General features: G+C 73.5%; 17 protein-coding genes. 6 read left to right on the forward strand and 11 right to left on the reverse strand.

Features of this window, described 5'->3' with window-relative positions:
* Positions 1-196: 196 nt before the first annotated feature.
* Positions 197-1,249, reverse strand: coding sequence for an MBL fold metallo-hydrolase (locus AB0O40_RS24805; RefSeq protein ID WP_365045708.1), 1,053 nt, complete (start codon positions 1,247-1,249; stop codon positions 197-199).
* 268 nt (positions 1,250-1,517) lie between these two features.
* Here AB0O40_RS24805 and AB0O40_RS24810 point away from each other — a divergent pair, with 268 nt between their 5' ends.
* Together AB0O40_RS24810 and AB0O40_RS24815 are read left to right on the forward strand one after the other, a co-directional pair.
* Positions 1,518-2,987 (forward strand): aldehyde dehydrogenase, encoded by a 1,470-nt coding sequence (locus AB0O40_RS24810; RefSeq protein ID WP_365045711.1) that lies wholly within the window; start codon positions 1,518-1,520, stop codon positions 2,985-2,987.
* Positions 2,987-3,220: a ferredoxin gene (locus AB0O40_RS24815; RefSeq protein WP_365045714.1), complete on the forward strand. Its 234-nt coding sequence runs from the start codon at positions 2,987-2,989 to the stop codon at positions 3,218-3,220. The genes AB0O40_RS24810 and AB0O40_RS24815 overlap by 1 nt, the downstream gene beginning before the upstream one ends.
* Before the next feature lie 22 nt (positions 3,221-3,242).
* On the opposite strand, the gene AB0O40_RS24820 is transcribed toward AB0O40_RS24815, so the two are convergent.
* The 4 genes from AB0O40_RS24820 to AB0O40_RS24835 form a co-directional block, all read right to left on the reverse strand.
* Positions 3,243-3,737: a GNAT family N-acetyltransferase gene (locus AB0O40_RS24820; RefSeq protein ID WP_365045717.1), complete on the reverse strand. Its 495-nt coding sequence runs from the start codon at positions 3,735-3,737 to the stop codon at positions 3,243-3,245.
* A gap of 61 nt (positions 3,738-3,798) precedes the next feature.
* Positions 3,799-4,347: a flavoprotein gene (locus AB0O40_RS24825; RefSeq protein WP_365045719.1), complete on the reverse strand. Its 549-nt coding sequence runs from the start codon at positions 4,345-4,347 to the stop codon at positions 3,799-3,801.
* Between the two features lie 71 nt (positions 4,348-4,418).
* Positions 4,419-5,015 (reverse strand): dihydrofolate reductase family protein, encoded by a 597-nt coding sequence (locus AB0O40_RS24830; protein ID WP_365045722.1) that lies wholly within the window; start codon positions 5,013-5,015, stop codon positions 4,419-4,421.
* Between the two features lie 143 nt (positions 5,016-5,158).
* The gene (locus tag AB0O40_RS24835) at positions 5,159-5,782 is read right to left on the reverse strand and encodes a TetR family transcriptional regulator (protein WP_365045724.1); all 624 of its coding nucleotides are present in this window, start codon (positions 5,780-5,782) and stop codon (positions 5,159-5,161) included.
* A 232-nt stretch (positions 5,783-6,014) separates the two neighbouring features.
* On the opposite strand from AB0O40_RS24835, the gene AB0O40_RS24840 reads away from it, so the two are divergent.
* From AB0O40_RS24840 to AB0O40_RS24850, 3 genes are all read left to right on the forward strand, one after another.
* Positions 6,015-7,331: a glycosyltransferase family 4 protein gene (locus AB0O40_RS24840; RefSeq protein WP_365045727.1), complete on the forward strand. Its 1,317-nt coding sequence runs from the start codon at positions 6,015-6,017 to the stop codon at positions 7,329-7,331.
* A gap of 115 nt (positions 7,332-7,446) precedes the next feature.
* Entirely contained in the window at positions 7,447-8,190 is a 744-nt protein-coding gene (locus AB0O40_RS24845; protein ID WP_365045729.1) for a class I SAM-dependent methyltransferase, read from the forward strand.
* A complete protein-coding gene (locus tag AB0O40_RS24850) occupies positions 8,187-9,269 on the forward strand; it encodes a prenyltransferase (RefSeq protein ID WP_365045732.1) in 1,083 nt (360 codons plus the stop codon). Before AB0O40_RS24845 ends, AB0O40_RS24850 begins: the two co-directional genes overlap by 4 nt.
* Positions 9,270-9,369: 100 nt before the next feature.
* Here AB0O40_RS24850 and AB0O40_RS24855 read toward each other — a convergent pair whose 3' ends face one another.
* Both AB0O40_RS24855 and AB0O40_RS24860 read right to left on the reverse strand, forming a co-directional pair.
* On the reverse strand, positions 9,370-10,290 hold the full coding sequence (locus tag AB0O40_RS24855; protein WP_365045735.1) for a hypothetical protein: 921 nt from the start codon (positions 10,288-10,290) through the stop codon (positions 9,370-9,372).
* Positions 10,291-10,361: 71 nt separating this feature from the next.
* Complete coding sequence (locus AB0O40_RS24860) at positions 10,362-10,826, reverse strand: peptidase inhibitor family I36 protein (protein WP_365045737.1); 465 nt, start codon at positions 10,824-10,826, stop codon at positions 10,362-10,364.
* A gap of 245 nt (positions 10,827-11,071) precedes the next feature.
* Here AB0O40_RS24860 and AB0O40_RS24865 point away from each other — a divergent pair, with 245 nt between their 5' ends.
* Entirely contained in the window at positions 11,072-11,623 is a 552-nt protein-coding gene (locus tag AB0O40_RS24865) for a hypothetical protein (protein WP_365045739.1), read from the forward strand.
* Positions 11,624-11,681: 58 nt separating this feature from the next.
* Here AB0O40_RS24865 and AB0O40_RS24870 read toward each other — a convergent pair whose 3' ends face one another.
* The 4 genes from AB0O40_RS24870 to AB0O40_RS24885 all read right to left on the reverse strand — a co-directional run bounded on the left by AB0O40_RS24870 (position 11,682) and on the right by AB0O40_RS24885 (position 17,237).
* Complete coding sequence (locus AB0O40_RS24870) at positions 11,682-12,323, reverse strand: GNAT family N-acetyltransferase (RefSeq protein ID WP_365045741.1); 642 nt, start codon at positions 12,321-12,323, stop codon at positions 11,682-11,684.
* Positions 12,324-12,416: 93 nt separating this feature from the next.
* On the reverse strand, positions 12,417-13,427 hold the full coding sequence (locus tag AB0O40_RS24875) for an LLM class F420-dependent oxidoreductase (protein ID WP_365045742.1): 1,011 nt from the start codon (positions 13,425-13,427) through the stop codon (positions 12,417-12,419).
* A gap of 91 nt (positions 13,428-13,518) precedes the next feature.
* Positions 13,519-16,239, reverse strand: coding sequence for a hypothetical protein (locus AB0O40_RS24880; protein ID WP_365045745.1), 2,721 nt, complete (start codon positions 16,237-16,239; stop codon positions 13,519-13,521).
* 107 nt (positions 16,240-16,346) lie between these two features.
* Complete coding sequence (locus AB0O40_RS24885) at positions 16,347-17,237, reverse strand: hypothetical protein (protein WP_365045748.1); 891 nt, start codon at positions 17,235-17,237, stop codon at positions 16,347-16,349.
* Positions 17,238-17,260 lie beyond the last annotated feature (23 nt).

A 17,260-nucleotide genomic window follows, 5' to 3' on the forward strand; every position in this document is an offset into this window, starting at 1 on the left:
TTCGGGGCGCCGCCCCGGACCCCGCGCCTCAATCGCCGGCGAGGCTGGATGTGCCCGGCGGGGCTGGGATGTCCCCGGCGCCGCCGGACGCAGAGGATGGGCGGGGCCCAGGTTTCGGGGCGCTGCCCCGGACCCCGCGCCTCAAGCGCCGGCGAGGCTGGATGTGCCCGGCGGGGCTGGGGTTGCCCCGGGGGCGTCAGAGTGCTCGGTAAGTCTGGGGGGTGCTGCCGGGGACCGGTTCGGCGTGGCCTTGTTTCACCAGGCGGCGGAGGTGGGCTTCGGCTTCTGAGACGGCGATGTTCCGGGAGCCGTAGGGGATCTGCTCCCAGGGCCGGTTCCACTCCATCCGCTCGGCCAGCGCCCACGGCGTGAGCGGTTCGCGCAGGAGGGCGCGCAGGTCCTCGAGCCGGTCCTCGTGGTGCCGCAGCAGGTCCCGGACCCGCCCCGCCGCATCGGTGAACGCGTGCTGGTGCGCCGGCAGCACCTCCGCCGGCCCCAGCCGCCCGATCCGTTCGAGGGAGTCGAGGTAGTCCCCGAGGGGGTCGGTGACCCGGGTGTCCTCCGGGTCCTCGTACAGCCCGATGTGCGGGGTGATGCCGGGCAGCAGGTGGTCCCCGGAGAAGAGCCGGCCGTGGCCCGGCAGCTGCGCGGGGTGCTCCTCCTCCAGGTGCAGGCAGACGTGCCCCGGGGTGTGCCCCGGGGTCCAGATGGCCCGCAGCCGCCGCCCGGCCAGCGGCAGCAGCTCGCCCGGGACGATCTCCCGGTCCGGCAGGGCGGCCCGCAGCCCCGGCAGGGTCCGCAGCCGGCCGGCCTCGCGGGCCGCGCGCAGCGGTGCGAGGTGTTCCTCCGGGGCGCCGGCCGCTTCCAGCTTGGCGGCCAGGTAGTCGAGCCAGACCGACGGTTCGGCGCTGCGGGTGCGCTGGACCACCTCGGCGTCGGCGGCGTGCATGGCGATCCAGGCGCCGGAGGCCTCCCGGACCTTGCCGGAGAGGCCGTGGTGGTCGGGGTGGTGGTGGGTGATGACCACCCCGTGCACGTCCGCGACGGCGATGCCGAGGGCGGCCAGCCCCGCGACGAGCGTGTCCCAGGAGTCCGGGTCGTCCCAGCCGGTGTCGATCAGGACCGGGCCCCGGTCGGTGTCGAGGACGTGGACGAGGGTGTGGCCGAGCGGGTTGTCGGGGATGGGCACCTTGATGGCGTGGACGCCTCCGCCGTGGTCGGTCACCTGAGTCGCCGTCGCCTGAGTCATGCGGGCCCCCTGTCGCGCCGTTTCCGCCTCCCGCTCCCGACATTTCGAGAACGGGTTTCAGTAGTAGCCCAAGTCGACCATCCTCGGCTACTCCTGAAGGGGCGTCGGCTCGCTCTTGTGATCTTCGTACGGACCTCGGCGGGGCATGGCGATCGTCGATCTCCGTACCGCCCGTGGACTCCTGGAACTAGAACTGGTATCAGTTCTGAAACAGTGTCAGGGGTGTCAGGGAGTGACACAGCGACCGGGCCGCAGGAGGCAACCAGCCATGACCGAGCTCGTGGAACACGGAAAGCTGTTCATCGGCGGCGCATGGGCCGATCCGCTGGGCGGTGACACCATCGAGATCGTCTCGCCCCATACCGAGCAGGTCATCGGGCGCGTCCCGCACGCCTCCCGCGAGGACGTGGACCGCGCCGTCGCCGCCGCCCGCCAGGCCTTCGACCAGGGCCCCTGGCCCCGGATGGCGCTCGCCGAGCGGATCGCCGTGGTGAGCCGCATCAAGGACGCCATCGCCGTCCGCCACGAGGAGATCGCCCGCTCCATCAGCTCCCAGAACGGCTCCCCGTACTCCTGGAGCGTGCTGGCCCAGGCGCTCGGCCCGATGATGGTCTACGACGCCGCGATCAAGGTCGCTGAGGCCTACCCGTACGAGGAGCACCGGGCCGGGGCGCTCGGCCCGATCCTGGTGCGCCGGGAGCCGGTCGGCGTGGTCGCCGCCGTCATCCCCTGGAACGTCCCGCAGTTCGTGGCCGCCGCCAAGCTCGCGCCCGCGCTGCTCACCGGCTCCTGCGTGATCCTCAAGCCCTCGCCCGAGTCCCCGCTGGACTCGTACATCCTCGCCGACATCGTCCGCGAGGCCGGGCTGCCGGAGGGCGTGCTGTCGATCCTGCCCGCCGACCGCGAGGTGAGCGAGTACCTGGTCGGCCACCCCGGCGTCGACAAGGTCTCCTTCACCGGCTCGGTCGCGGCCGGCAAGCGCGTCATGGAGGTCGCCGCCCGCAACCTCACCCGCGTCACCCTCGAGCTGGGCGGCAAGTCCGCCGCGGTCATCCTGCCGGACGCCGACCTGACCTCCACCGTGGCCGGGATCATCCCGGCCGCCTGGATGAACAACGGCCAGGCGTGCGTGGCCCAGACCCGGGTGCTCGCGCCGCGCAGCCGGTACGACGAGATAGCCGAGGCGCTGGCCGCCGCGGCCGGCGCGCTGGTGGTGGGCGACCCGCTGGACGCGGCCACCCAGGTCGGCCCGCTGGTGGCCCGCCGGCAGCAGCAGCGCTCCCTCGACTACATCCGCATCGGCCAGGAGGAGGGCGCCAAGGTCCTCACCGGCGGCGGGGTGCCGGCCGCGCAGGAGCAGGGCTGGTACGTGGAACCGACCCTGCTGGGCAGCGTCGACAACTCCATGCGGGTCGCCCGCGAGGAGATCTTCGGGCCGGTGGTCTGCCTGATGCCGTACGGGGACGAGGAGGAGGCCGCGCGCATCGCGAACGACTCCGACTTCGGCCTCAGCGGCAGCGTCTGGACGGCGGACGTCGAGCACGGCATCGACTTCGCGCGGCGGGTGCGGACCGGCACCTACAACGTCAACACCTTCAGCCTCGACATGATGGGGCCCTTCGGCGGCTACAAGAACAGCGGCGTGGGGCGGGAGTTCGGGCCGGAGGGCCTGTCCGAGTACCTGGAGCACAAGATGATCCACCTGCCGGCCGGCTACCAGCCCGGGGCCGGTGCCTGATGGGGGACCGCTGGCACGTCGAGGTGGACCGCGGGGTCTGCATCGGCTCGGGCATGTGCGTCAACCACGCACCGGCCGGCTTCCGCCTCGACACGGCCCGGCAGTCCCACCCGGTGACCGCCGACACGGACGCCAACGAGCCGGTCCTGACGGCCGCCGAGGGCTGCCCGGTGGAGGCCATCACGATCACGCTGCGGGAGTCGGGGGAAGCGGTCTTCCCGCCGGAGGAGTAGGGCGTGTGCGGGGGCCGGCCTGCTAGCCCTCCGCGGTGAGGTCGCGTACGAAGCGCAGGCCCGGGCGGCCGGAGAGGTCGGGGACGGTGCCGGTGGGGCGGAAGCCGGTGCGGGCCAGGACGGCCTGCGAGGCCGTGTTGTCGACGGTGGTGACGGCGTGCAGGGTGGTCAGCCCGTACGCCGTCACGGCCAGTTCGCAGACCCGGCGGACCGCGGCGGTGGCCAGGCCGCGGCCGGTGGCGTGCTCGGCGATCCGGTAGCCGAGGTCGGCGCTGCCGTCGGCCGCGTCGACGAGGTTGACCCGGCCGAGCACCTCGCCGTCGGGGCCGGTCAGGACGTGGAAGTGGCAGATCCCGGCGTCCTGTTCGGCGAGCAGGGCGGCGAGGCGCGCCTCGAACTCGGCGAAGTACGCGTCGCCGCGGTCGGGCACGGAAGCGGCGAAGTAGGCCCGGTTGGCCTTCTCGAAGGCGAGGAGGGGGCCGGCATGGTCGGGGCGCAGACGCTCGATCTCGGGCACCTGCCGACCCTACGGTGCCCGGCCGGGGCCGGCACGCGGATATCGCCCGCCGGGCCCCGGGTCAGCTCGTGAGGGGGGACACCAAGGTGTCGGCGGCGTCGAGGGCGGCGCCCCAGGGGTAGTCGGGGACGTGGTCCTGGCCGGGGGCGACCGGGACGAAGCCGCCCTCGCCGTAGAGGACGCGGACGCCCGCGTTGTGCAGGGTGGCCAGGCTCTGGTCGAACTGCGGGTGCCGGACCTGCGCGGTGTTCACGCACGGCAGCACCGCCGCCGGGATCCCCTTGCCGATGGCCTCGGCGGCCACGCCGACGGTCCAGCGGTCGGTGATGCCCAGCGCCCACGCGTTGACCGTGTTGAAGGTGGCCGGGGCGAACAGCAGCGCGTCCGGGGCCGGCCACAGGTCCGGCTCGCCGGGGCGGCGGTAGCGGGACCGCACCGGGTGGCCGGTCAGGGCCGCCAGCCCCTCGATGCCCTCCGCCACCCACTCGGCCGCGGTCGGGGTCAGTCCCAGGCACACGTCCCAGCCGCGCGCCTGCGCCTCTTCGACCACCCACGCCACGTCGAAGAGGGGCGGGGCGGCGGATCCGAAGAGGTACAGCGTGCGCGTCATGGCGTCAGTTGATCACAGGGTCGTAGGACGATCACATGGTTGGGTCGGAAACCGGCCGTTCTGTACCCGCCTCAGCCCCGCCGCGTCGCCCGCCGGTACGTGCAGACGTTGGCCCCCAGCGGGCTGGTGGTCGTGGCGACCAGTTCCAGCGTCCGCAGCCCGCCGTCGGCCGGGAAGATCGACTTGCCGCCGCCGAGCAGGACCGGCATCACGATCAGGGTCAGCTCGTCCACCAGGTCCTCCGCCAGCAGGGTGCGGACCAGGCTCGGGCTGCCCATGACGACCAGGTCGCCGCCCTCGGCCGCGGCCAGCTCCCGCAGCCGCGGCACGGCCTTGTCGCCGGGCAGCAGCGTGGAGTTCCAGGTCATGTCCGCCTCGGTGAGGGAGTCGGAGACCACGTACTTCGGCAGGGAGTTCATCAGGTCCGCGAAGGGGTCCCCGGCCCGCCCGGGCCAGGCGTCCGCCATCACCCGCCAGGTGCGGCGGCCGAAGAGCAGGCCGGCGGCCTGCTGCGTGGCCGCGGCGAAGGCCCCGCCGACCACCTCCGGGTCGAAGAAGGGGTGCGTCCAGCCGCCGTGCGCGAACCCGCCGTCGGTGTCCTCCTCGGGGCCCCCGGGGGCCTGGACGACGCCGTCGAGGCTGATGAACTCACTGATGACGATCCGCATGGGGGCTCCCCGGTCCGCTGCCGTCCGGCCGCCGCGTCGGCGGCCGGCGTTACGCAATGAAGACCGTGGGATCCTCTCCAACTCATCGCCCTCGCGCGACCCGTTGCGTGTGATCTGAGTCACACGGGGCGACGGGTGTGCGGCTAGCGGGGCGCCTCCGGGGCCGTCAGGTCGATCAGGCGGCAGACCGTCTCGATGTCGATCTTGACCTGGGCGATCGAGGCGCGGCCGGAGAGCCAGGTGATCAGGGCCGAGTGCCAGGTGTGCTCGATGACCCGGACCGCGGAGAGCTGGTCGGCGGTGGGCGGGGCGGTCAGGCCCATCGCGTCCAGGATGATCGCCGTGGTCAGCCGCGAGACGGTGTCGACCTCGGGGGAGACGCTGCGGTCGGCGAAGGTCAGGGCCCGCACCATCGCGTCGGCCAGGTGCGGCTCGCGCTGGAGCGCGCGGAAGGCCCGCATCAGGGTCTCGGCGACCCGCTCCGAGGCGGACTCGCCGGCCGGCGGGCGTTTGCGGAGCGTGGTGTGCATGTGCTGGAGCTGGTCCTGCATGGTCGCCACCAGCAGGTGCACCTTGGACGGGAAGTACCGGTAGAGCGTGCCCAGCGCCACGCTCGACGACTCGGCGACCTCGCGCATCTGGACCGCGTCGAAGCCGCCCCGGCTGGCCAGTTGGGCACTGGCGTGCAGGATGCGGCGGCGCCTGGCCTCCTGCCGCTCCGTCAGGGGCGGGGATGCCGGCGTGACGGTCGCTCTCGCTTCTGACATAAGTCCCCATCCATGGCAATCGCCGGATCTGCCCGGACCCGGCCCTGCGGCGTGCTTCGCGACGTCAGCATGTCAGGGGCTCCGGTCGTGGCGCGAATCACCTGCTCCGCCTCTTACGGTGTGGTTTCCGGCCGGTAGATTCAGTGGTCTTCGACGGATCAAGTCTGAAACTTGTTCTACATTATCCGAGCGGTTACGCTCCGGCGAAAGTGCAGTGAGAAGGGGGCCGAGAGTGTCCGCTGAGGCCATGGTGACGAGCCCTTTCGCGGGTTCCGGCACTGACGGCGACCGCCCGTTGCGCATCGCACTCCTCACCTACAAGGGGAACCCGTTCTGCGGTGGCCAGGGCGTCTACGTCCGCCACCTGGCACGGGAGCTGGCCCGCCTCGGGCACACCGTCGAGGTCATCGGAGCCCAGCCCTACCCGGTGCTCGACCCGGAGGAGGGCCAGACCCTCACCGAGCTGCCGAGCCTGGACCTGTACCGGCACCCCGACCCCTTCCGCACCCCCAAGCGGGACGAGTACCGCGACTGGGTCGACCTGCTCGAGGTCGCCACCATGTGGACCGGCGGCTTCCCGGAACCGCTCACCTTCTCCCTGCGCGCCCGCCGCCATCTGGCCGCCCGCCGGGGGCAGTTCGACGTCATCCACGACAACCAGACGCTGGGCTACGGCCTCCTGGGCGACCTGGGCGCGCCGCTGGTGACCACGATCCACCACCCCATCACCGTCGACCGCAAGCTCGACCTGGCCGCCGCCAAGGACCGCAAGAAGCGCGCCTCGGTGCGGCGTTGGTACGGCTTCACGCGCATGCAGGGCCGGGTGGCCCGCCGGCTGCCCTCCGTCCTGACCGTCTCCGGCTCCTCCCAGCAGGAGATCGCCGACCACCTCGGCGTCCGGGACGAGCGCATCCACGTCGTCCACATCGGCGCCGACACCGGCCTGTGGTCCCCGGACCCGGCCGTCGCCGAGATACCCGGCCGGATCGTCACCACCTCCAGCGCCGACGTCCCCCTCAAGGGCCTGATCCACCTCGTCGAGGCGCTGGCCAAGCTCCGCACCGAGAACCCCGAGGCCCACCTGGTCGTGGTCGGCAAGCGCGCCGAGGACGGCCCGGTCGCCCGGGCCATCGAGAGCTACGGCCTGGCCGACCACATCCGCTTCGTCAAGGGCGTCACCGACGCCGAGCTGGTCGACCTGGTCCGCTCCGCGCAGGTCGCCTGCGTCCCCAGCCTGTACGAGGGCTTCTCGCTGCCCGCCGCCGAGGCCATGGCCACCGGCACCCCGCTGGTCGCCACCACCGGCGGTGCCATCCCTGAGGTCGCCGGCCGCGACGGCGAGACCTGCCTGGCGGTGCCGCCGGGCGACGCCGGCGCACTGGCCGCCGCCCTGGGCCGGCTGCTCGGCGATCCGGAACTGCGCACCCGCCTCGGGGCCGCCGGCCGCGAGCGCGTTCTGGCCAACTTCACCTGGGCCAAGGCCGCCGAGGGCACCGTCGCCCACTACCGCGCCGCGATCGCCGCCGCCCGGGGCGCCCGTACCCGCTGACCGCACCGCGCCGCCGGCGGCGCGTCCGGCGTCCGCCGGTCCGGCGCCCGGCGGCCACCCCGCTGCTCCGTTCCCCCCGCTCCACCCCACGACCCCGCGAAAGCAGGCCGCCCCCGTGCTGACCGTCGACTTCTCCAGGTTCCCGCTCGCCGCCGGCGACCGCGTGCTCGATCTGGGCTGCGGTGCAGGCAGGCACGCCTTCGAGTGCTACCGGCGCGGCGCCCAGGTCGTCGCCCTCGACCGCAACGGCGAGGAGATCCGCGAGGTCGCCAAGTGGTTCGCCGCGATGAAGGAGGCCGGTGAGGCCCCCGCGGGCGCCACCGCCACCGCGATGGAGGGCGACGCCCTCGCGCTGCCCTTCCCCGACGACTCCTTCGACGTCGTGATCATCTCCGAGGTCATGGAGCACATCCCCGACGACAAGGGCGTGCTCGCCGAGATGGTCCGGGTCCTCAAGCCCGGCGGCCGGATCGCCATCACCGTCCCGCGCTACGGTCCCGAGAAGATCTGCTGGGCGCTCAGCGACGCCTACCACGAGGTCGAGGGCGGCCACATCCGCATCTACAAGGCGGACGAGCTGCTGGGCAAGATGGAGGCGGCCGGCCTCAAGCCCTACGGCACCCACCACGCCCACGGCCTGCACTCGCCGTACTGGTGGCTCAAGTGCGCCTTCGGCGTGGACAACGACAAGGCCCTGCCGGTCAAGGCGTACCACAAGCTGCTGGTCTGGGACATCATGAAGAAGCCGCTCGCGACCCGGCTCGCCGAGCAGGCCCTCAACCCGGTGATCGGCAAGAGCTTCGTCGCCTACGCCACCAAGCCCCACCTGCCCGTCGACGCCGCCGGCGCCGCCCAGTGAGCTCACCGGGGCGCACCGAACACCTCGTCCTGCCGGGCGTGCTGACGGCCGAGCAGGCCGGGCAGACCGTCGCCGGGATCCTGGCCGTGCAGCGCGCGGACGGCGCCATCCCGTGGTTCCGCGGCCACCACCTCGACCCGTGGGACCACACCGAGGCCGCCATGGCCCTGGACGCGGCCGGCGAGCACGAGGCCGCGGCCCGTGCCTACGAGTGGCTGGCCCGGCACCAGAACCGGGACGGCTCCTGGTACGCCGCCTACGCCGACCGGCCGGAGGGCGTGGACACCGCCGTGCCGCAGGACGCCGGCAAGGAGTCCAACTTCACCGCCTACCTCGCGGTCGGCGTCTGGCACCACTACCTCGCCACCGGCGACGACGCCTTCGTCGACCGGATGTGGCCGGCGGTCTACGCGGCGGTCGAGTTCGTCCTCGGCCTCCAGCAGCCGGGCGGCGAGATCGGCTGGAAGCGGGAGGCCGACGGCACGCCCGTCACCGACGCCCTGCTCACCGGCTCCTCCTCGATCCACCAGGCGCTGCGCTGCGCCCTGGCCATCGCCGAGCACCGCGAGGAGCCGCAGCCCGACTGGGAGCTGGCCACCGGCGCGCTGGGCCACGCGATCCGCCGCCACCCCGAGCGCTTCCTCGACAAGAACCGCTACTCGATGGACTGGTACTACCCGGTCCTGGGCGGGGCGCTCACCGGCCCGGAGGCCAAGGCGCGCATCGAGGAGCGCTGGGACGAGTTCGTCGTCCCGCAGCTGGGCGTGCGCTGCGTGCTGCCCAACCCGTGGGTGACCGGCGGCGAGAGCTGCGAACTGGCCCTGACGCTCTGGGCGATGGGCGAGTCCGACCGGGCGCTGGAGATCCTGCGCAGCATCGCCCACCTGCGCGACGACAACGGCATGTACTGGACCGGGTACGTCTTCGAGGACCGGGCGGTGTGGCCGGTGGAGCAGACGACCTGGACCGCCGGCTCGCTGCTGCTCGCGGTGGCGGCGCTCGGCGGGGACGAGGCGACCTGCGCGGTCTTCGGCGGCGAGCGGCTGCCGGTGGGCCTCGAGCCGGACTGCTGCGGCTAGCCCGTCCCGGCGTACGGGTGTACTGACGTACGGCCCCTCCGGGCGTACCCGGCCGCCGCGCCCGGACGGCTCCGCCAGGTGGCGGACCCGTCCGGGGGTCTCAGGGCCTGGGACGGGTCGCCGCGTCCTGGCGGCTCATCAACGCCGCCCAGTCGCGGGCCACGTCCGGGTGGCCGTCCAGCCAGCGCTGCTGTGCGGCCGAGAGCCGGGCGTACGCGGTCGCGAGGTAGCCCGTCGACCCTTTGCACCGCAGGTCGGCGGCGAGCGCGGGATCGGTCGCGCGGGCCTGCGCGGTGCGCGCCGAGGCGGTGAGCAGCCGCACCGGATCGCTCTTCCCGCCGAAGCCGGCCTGCTCCATGCACGCCCGCCAGCGGCCGTTCAGGGCTTGGAAAGCGGGGTCCTTCTCCAGGTCGTCGCGCGACTGCTCCTGGCCCTCGAAGAGCAGGATCCGGACCTGCAGCCAACGCATCCGGCCGTCGCCGAGGACCGTGTTCTCGGCCTCGGCCAGGCAGCCGTGTCCCGGCCGGGACACGGACATCCGCAGGCCCTTGGCGGTCACCCGGTCGGCAGGGTCGCCGAAAAGGGCCCGCCCGTACGCCTTCGTGGTCTCGGGGCTCCCGGGCACGGGCGGCTGCTCGGCGGGCGGCGCGGCCGCGTCGGGGGCCGTCGCGGACTCGCGGCCGAAGGGCTCCGGCCGCTGGTCGGCGCCCGTCCCGGGCCGGGGGGTCGCGGCCGGCGCGTACCGGTAGCCCTGCCGGGCCATGCATGCGATGGCGTACCGCCGCTGGGCGTCGGCGCTGCGGTAGTCGACCTCGGTCCAGGCGAAGAGGCGCTCGGTGACGGGCAGTACCGCGGGTGTCGCGGCCGCGGCGGCCGCTCGCTGCGGGGCACCGGAGGCTGCGGCAGCCGGTGGCCGGGCGTCGGAGGGTGCGGCGAGGGTCCAGCCGCCGATGACGGCCGCCGCGCCGGCGAGGAGGGCGGCGAGGCTGAGCGCGGTGCGGCGGGGGCGGGGACCGGGCATCGGGGGGGCTGGCCTTTCTCGGCCGGGCCCGGCGGCGGCTCGCACCGTCGGGCCCGTGCGCGCGGGGCGGATCAGAAGCAGTGGACGGTGGTCGTGCCGCGCAGCAGCAGGGAGCTGGCCACGTTCTTCTGGTCGGCCGACATCTGCGAGCCGGTCACCATGCTGCCGGGGTTGACGCAGAAGGCCAGGCCGCCGCCGTAGTTGATGTCGCGGTAGTAGTGGCTCTCGTACCCGGCGGTGCTGGCGTTCTCGGCTCCCGACACGTGGTCGTTCACGTTCAGGCCGAGTCCCCAGCCCTCGTGGGGGCCGCGGACGTCGAAGTAGTCGTTGGTGAAGTTGGCGTCGCTGTTGAAGTAGTGGTGGGAGGCGCCACCGAAGGGGGTCTCGTAGAAGGCGCAGTGGTAGCCGGCGGGGCAGGCGTAGCCGTCTCCCGCCGCCGTCGACATCTGTGCCGTGGCGACTCCCGCGCCGAAGAGGAGGGCGGTGGACGCGGCGACCGCCGCGAGCCTTCTGCGGAGTCCGGTGTTCTTGCTCATGGTGTGAAGCAGCCCTTCGTGGTCCCGTACCGCCCGGAGTGCTTCCGGGTGTGCCGCCCACCTTCGGTCGCGGCGGAGCGCAGGTGCCAGGGGTCCCGGCGTCCCTGAGAAGACCGGGGACGGCCCGGGACGGCCTGGGACGGGCGGGACGGGCGGGTGCCCGGATGGGGGTGTCCCGGTGGCGGACGGCGCGCGGCCGGGTGAGGCTGGGGCCACAGTCCCAGGAAGGTCCCGGAGGTTTTGCCGTGCCCGTCTTCAGAACCGCATCGCTGCGCCGCTCGCTGGTGGCGCTGCTCCTGTCCGGCGCGCTGCTGGCCGGGGCGACCGCCTGCAACGACGACAAGAAGGACACCGGTTCGGCGGCGTCGGCGAGCGCATCGGCCGAACAGCAGAAGTTCGCCAAGACCCGCTTCGTGGCCAACGCGGGCCTGGCGGCCGGCGCCACCTACCAGTGGATCATCAAGCCGTACCGCGACGGCAAGTTCAAGCAGGGCGCCGACGGCCGGAAGTTCGCCCTCGTCAAGGCGGGCCTGGCGGGCGCCTTCACGTACAACCGGCTGAAGGCGGCGGTCAACAACGCCAAGGGCGACGAACTGCTCTCCAAGGCCGTGGCCCCGCTGTCGGCAGGCATCGACTCGCTCAAGGACCTGGGCACCAAGCTCCGCAAGGGCGAGGCCAGCGACGCGGACATCGGCTCCTTCGAGAAGGTCATCAACAGCGTCAAGGACGCGGGCAAGAGCGCCGGCGCCGAGGTCAAGGACCAGGTCCCCAGCGCCTCCCAGCTCAGCGGCGGCTGATCCCCCGATTCCGCCCCGGCTGCCGCCTGCGGCAGCCGGGGCGTTCGGCCGTGCGTCCTCAGTCCCCCCGCCGCACCAGGCTCACCATCGGGGACCGCAGGGTCCAGCCCAGGGCTTCGTACAGCGCCTTGCCCTCCGGGGTGCCGACCAGGACGGCCTCGCGGGCGCCGGTCTGCCAGGCGAGGTGCTGGAGGGTGCGCATCACCAGGCCGCCCAGGCCGCGGCGGCGCTGGTCCGGGGCGGTCTCGATCTGGTCCGCCACCGCCGTGCGGCCGGCCAGGCCCATCTGGCCGCGGGCGGCCAGCCGGCCGTCCTCGGTGCGCACCAGCACCTTGATGATCCCGCCCCGGTTCCAGGACGTCACCGTGTACCCGGCCGGCGGCGGTCCGGCCGGCGCGTCGGTGAGGGGCAGGGTCATCAGGAAGCCGGCGAGGTCCGACTCCCACCCCTCGCCCACCCACGGCATGACCACCTCGTCCTCGGCGAAGAGCTTGAGCCAGGTGGCCGGCGGCGCGGTGGCGGCCAGCTTCCGGACGTCGCCCTCCGCGGGCACCGGCAGGACGTGCCGGCCGACCTCCTTGGTCAGCCCGACGGCGATGGTCCACCCCCAGGGCTCCTCGACCGGGTCGGCGGCCCCGCGCGAGACGGTCCAGCCGTCGATCCACTGCTTGACCCAGCCGGTGATCTGCTCCTCGGACACGTTTCCCCCTGGTGATGTAATGGCCTCGTAGCGACAAGGATCATTACATCACCTCGGTCCGACAATGCGCCCCGCATCCGGCCACGGCTACGGCTAGGAGTTCAACTCGGCCAGCACCCGCAGCGTCTGGAGGTCCGGCGCGGTCACCAGCAGGTCGGTCACCGGGCCCTTGCGCCACAGCTCCAGCCGCTCCGCGATCCGCTCCCGCGGGCCGACCAGGGAGATCTCGTCGGCGAAGGCGTCCGGGACGGCCAGCACCGCCTCCTGCTTGCGGCCGGCCAGGAAGAGCTCCTGGATGTGCCGCGCCTCCGCCTCGTACCCCATCCGGGCCATCAGGTCGGCGTGGAAGTTGCGGGCCGCGTGCCCCATGCCGCCGATGTAGAAGCCGAGCATGGCCTTCACCGGCAGCAGACCCTCCGCGACGTCCGCGCAGACCTGCGCCCGGGCCATCGGCGCGATCATGAAGCCGTCCGGCAGCTCGGTGAGCGAGGCCTGGTAGACGTCCGTCCGGCTCGGTGACCAGTACAGCGGCAGCCAGCCGTCCGCGATCCGGGTGGTCTGGGCGATGTTCTTCGGGCCCTCCGCGCCCAGCAGCACCGGCAGGTCCGCCCGCAGCGGATGGGTGATCGGCTTGAGCGGCTTGCCGAGGCCGGTGCCGTCCGGCCCGGTGTACGGGTGCGCATGGAAGCGCCCGGCCACCTCCACCGGCCCTTCCCGGCGCAGCACCTGCCGGATGACCTCCACGTACTCCCGCGTCGCGGTGAGCGGGCTGGCCGGGAAGGGCCGCCCGTACCAGCCCTCGACCACCTGCGGCCCCGACAGCCCGAGGCCGAGCATCATCCGCCCGCCCGAGAGGTGGTCCAGGGTGAGCGCCTGCATCGCGGTGGCGGTCGGCGTCCGGGCGGCCATCTGCGCGATGGCCGTGCCCAGCCGGATCCGCGAGGTGTGCGCGGCGATCCAGGTCAGCGGGGTGAAGGCGTCCGAGCCCCAGGCCTCGGCGGTCCACACCGAGTCGTAGCCGAGCCGTTCGGCCTCGACGGCGAGGTCGAGGTGGGCCGGGTTGGGCCCCCGCCCCCAGTACCCGAGTGCGAGTCCGAGCCGCATGTCCGCCCCCTCCGTACGACCGCCACCGCGACGGCCCATATCTGACGACCAGTCAGCGGACGGTAGCCCAACCCCGCCCCGCCCGGAAGCCCTACACCCCCGGCGGGTCCAGCTCCGGCAGGTCCCAGGCTCGGCGGACGCGGCCGATCAGGAGGAGGGCGCTGTAGGGGGAGACGGCCAACTGGGCGCGCATGTCGGCCAGTCGCTGGCCGGAGCCGTCCGGGGAGCGGGCCGCGACCTGTTCGCTGCGCTGCTCGAAGCCGGCGGGGGTGAAGACCTCCAGCAGCGTGAGGACGTACGCCGCGTAGGCGCGGCCCTCGTCGACCGTCTGGCGGGCCGCCGCCGCGGGCTCCTCGGTCGGCGATCCGATGGCCGGTGTCACGAACTCCCGTAGAGCCGCGACCAGTTCGTCGTACCCGGCGGGGTCGGCCGCGTCCAGCCGCTCGGTGAGCAGCTGGTAGCCGAGCAGTACGGACGCCGACCCGGGCGTCCACGGGTGGGCCGCCAGCAGCACCCGGAAGCCGGCGAGGGTGTCGGACAGCTCCTCGGCCAGCATCAGCAGGGCGATGTCCCGCAGCTCCACGTACGGCGTGCTCTCCCGCAGCTCGACCAGCCCGAGCGCGTACCGGATCAGATCGCGCGGTATCCCGCCGGAGAGCGCGTGCGCCAGGACCGCGTACGGCCCGGGCAGCCCCTTGACGCGCGCGTCGAGCACTTCCTTGGACTCGGCGAGCGTCAGCGGACGGACGTGCACCACGTCGTCGAAGGTGCTGTCCGTGGTGTCCCGGTGCGGCATCCCCCGCCGCACGAACCCGGCACTGACGTCCTCCGCCACCGACACCAGGCAGTACACCTTGGGCACGCCCAGCACCGCCTTGATCTCCGCCAGGAACGTCCGCGCCTGCTCGGGCGTCCCCATCCGGTCCAGCTCGTCGACGCACAGGAAGACCCGGCCGGGGTCCGGCTCGTCCCCGAGCTCCTGTGCGACGGCCCCCACCAAATCCCGGAACTCGGCCACGAGCTGCGGGAAGTTGGGCGCCACGCTGGTGAGGGACGAGGCGTGCGCGCTGCCGAAGAGGGGTGCCGGGGCCAGGTTGAGGGTGGCGGAGGTGCCCTGCACGGTCCGCAGCCGGTAGAGCTGGTTCAGGCAGCGGCGGGCCAGGTCCTGATTGCCGGTGCGGCGGCCGGGCGGACCCCGCCACGCGGCCGCGACCAGGGCCCAGCCCGTGACGAACACGGCCAGCCGGGCCGGGTTCTGGGCGTCGAAGACGTAGGGCCGGGTCACGTCCACGGTCAGCCAGGCCAGGGCGACGCACAGGGCCGCCCCGGCCGTGTTCTTCAGCAACCAGGGCGGAGTCACGGCCGGCCATTCCGACATGGCGGAGACCAACAGGAAAGGCGGGATGAAGAAGGGGAGGCACACGACCAGCACGGCGTATTTGCCGAGCCTGACGGGGGGTGGGATGAAGAGCTCCCGGAGGAGGTGGGCGTACTCGCTCACGCAGGTGGCGGCCGCCAGCAGGACCAGGAGGAACCCGAGCGCGCCGACCAGCACACGGCCGATCCGCCGGATGCCCACCGGCCGCCGGTAGGGGTGCAGCAGACCGGCCGGCCGGAGCCCCCACAGCAGCGCGCCCAGGCTCACTGCGACGGCACAGGCGAGCACCCACCGGCCCTGCCAGAGGGCCGTCGCCTCCCGGGCCAGCGGCCGGGCGGCATGCTGCGTCGTGTCGAGGAGGAAGTCCGGGCCGTAGCCCTCCGCCCACCACGCCCGCGCACCCGCGGCGGCCCCCAGCACCAGCAGGCCGAGGGCCGGGAGAGCGAACAGCAGCCACCGTCCGGCCCGCCGTACGGTCCCGGCCGCGTGCTGCCGCAGCCGGGCGAAGCCCGACAGCCGGCTGAAGTCCGGTACGGGACGCCCCGCCCGCCGCAGGTACTCCTCGGTGACCCCGACCAGCGCCGACAGCACGAAGTCGTACGGGGTGTAGGCGGCGGGCACCGCGACGTGGATCACCAGGTCCGGGCCGTCCGCGTCCTGTGGTTCGTCCGGCCGTAGCAACCCGCTCGCCGCGTTGAGCAAGGTGGTCTTGCCCACGCCCCGGGGCCCGCTCAGCGCGATCGTGCCGCTGTCGATCAGCGCCAGCTTGCGCGCAAGTTGCCCGGCGCACGCGCTCTGGACGAAGAAGCGGGCATCCCGGCGTGCCCGTAGCCCTTGGTACCCGTCGTAGACCAGGACCGAGCGCGGGTCCTCGCCGAGCAGCGCCTCGATGACCTCCAGGGTCACCTGGCGCACCGGGCCCGTGGAGAGTTCGTCGGCCAGCCGCAGCAGCCAGCGGTTGCCCCGCAGATGGAGCGCCCAGAGGTGGAGCCCCGCGTACAGGACGATGCTGACGGAGACGATCTGCTCGGAGAGGAGCCGGCCGATGGTGCGGAGGGCGCCGAGCGGGCCGTGCGGGTCGTCCGGCGCTGCCTGCGGCTGCGCGAGCCGCGACCGGGCGTCCCTTATCTCTGCGGCCAGTTGCCGGTGCCGTTCGAGGGTGCGGCCCGCAAGCCCGTGGACGCGCGGCGCGAGTTCCAGTGTCCGTTCCACGGCCGCTCGGGCCTGCATGGCCGTCCGGACGGCCCCGGCCGTCACCTCGGGGCGGCTCTCCAGCCGGCTCACGACCACCGGGTCGGTCAGCACTTGGTCCACGGCGGTCAGATAGACCGCCCCCTCCTCCGCGAACCGCCATTCATAGAGGTCGGGCGAGGGCTGGGGCGCCCTCGGCTCAGGCGAGAGCGCCTGGACGGGGAAGTGCGATGGCCGCGGCACCAGCCGAGGGTAGGACCCGCCCCCCCGCCCCCGCAGCCAAAACGCCCGATCCCCGCACCGGCGGACCGGTGCGGGGATCGGGAGAGAGCCCTGAGCGCAGGGGCGGATCAGCCGCGCTGGATGCCGCTCGTGTCCTGGAGGAGGCCGCGGCGGCCGTCCTGGGTCTGGGCGATCAGGGACGGGCCGCGCTGGTCCACCGCGAGGTACCAGGTACCGGGGGCCAGTTCGGCGATCGGGGTCGAGGAGCCGTCCTCGGCGAAGAGGGGACGGGCCACCGGGACCGCGAACCAGAACGGGGTGAAGTCCCCGGCCGGCTGGTCGGCGGGCGCACCCGCGCCGGAAACCGGACCGGTCGCACCCGTCGCGCCGTGCGCCTCGGGGGCGTGCGGCTGACCCTGGGCCGCCGGCTGGCCGTGCTCCTGGCCGCCGAAGGGCGAGCCGCCCTGGGCGCCGTACGCGCTCTGGCCCGGGTAGCCGTACTGGGCGTCCTGCTGGCCGGGCTGTCCGGGCTGGCCCGGCTGGCCGCCGAACGGCGTGGCCGGCTTGGGGGCGGGCATCAGCGGGCCCTTGAGGGCGGGCACCTGCGCGCCGAAGACGGCGACACCGGCCAGCGCCAGGACGGCGATGAAGGAGATGATCGCGCCCGCGCCCAGGTCCGCGTTGCCCACGAGCAGCGACCACAGCGACGACCACAGCGCCGCGACGGAGAGGACGACGCCCCACTGCTCCAGCGGGTAGCCCAGGAACTTCGGGGCGTTGGGCAGCGACCGGCCGAGGGTGATCAGCGCGGCCGCCGCGATCCCGGTGAGGAAGACGGCGGGCAGGACGAGGCCCGTCATGTCCGTGTCCCACGCGCTCGGCAGGTCGATGGAGTTGCAGAGGCGGGCGGAGGCCGCTCCGCAGTCGACGGAATAGAAATCGAGGAACGAGGCGATGAACAGCAGCGCCGCTGCTCCGATCACCACGCCGTCGCCTCGAGTGAGGGAGCGGATGTTCACTTGGGTGTGTCCTTCTCGGTCTC

This window comes from Streptomyces sp. NPDC089919 (assembly GCF_040684615.1).
Lineage (GTDB): Bacteria > Actinomycetota > Actinomycetes > Streptomycetales > Streptomycetaceae > Streptomyces.